This window comes from Allobosea sp. 01N443 (assembly GCF_056399325.1).
Map to the genome: position 1 here is coordinate 1 of NZ_JBFTRC010000441.1, position 432 is coordinate 432.

At 68.4% G+C, this 432-nt stretch carries 1 protein-coding gene; it reads right to left on the reverse strand.

Annotation, left to right across the window (positions count from 1 at the left end; translation table 11 throughout):
- Positions 1-432 (reverse strand): cadherin-like domain-containing protein (locus AC1DRP_RS36890; protein WP_476771186.1); only part of this gene is annotated, 432 nt, incomplete at both ends.

Sequence of the window (432 nt, forward strand, 5' to 3'; positions counted from 1 at the left end):
CCGGCATAGATCAGGTCATGGCCGGCGCCGCCGCGGATGAAGTCGTTGCCGGCGCCGCCATGCAGGATGTCSGAGCCGCCGCGGCCRTCGATCACGTCATTGCCGTCGCGCCCGTCGATCAGGTCGGCGCATTCSGTCCCGGTCAGGCTGTCATCGCCGGCCGTGCCGTTGATCTCGGTGAACTCGACGACSCTGAAGAGCGCGGTCTGKGCGACCGCGACGGTCTCGTCGCTGACCTCRTAGCTCAGCGTCACCGGGCCAAAATAGCCGGGCGYCGGGSTGAACTCCCAGCCACCCTCGACCGCGGTCAGCGTGCCGCTGGAGGCGGTGAGATTGCGGATCGCCAGCACATCGCCATCAGGATCCAGCGCCCCTGCGAGCAGTCCGATCGCGGTGATCAGCAACGTCTCGCAGCGCCCGATGCTGCGCAGG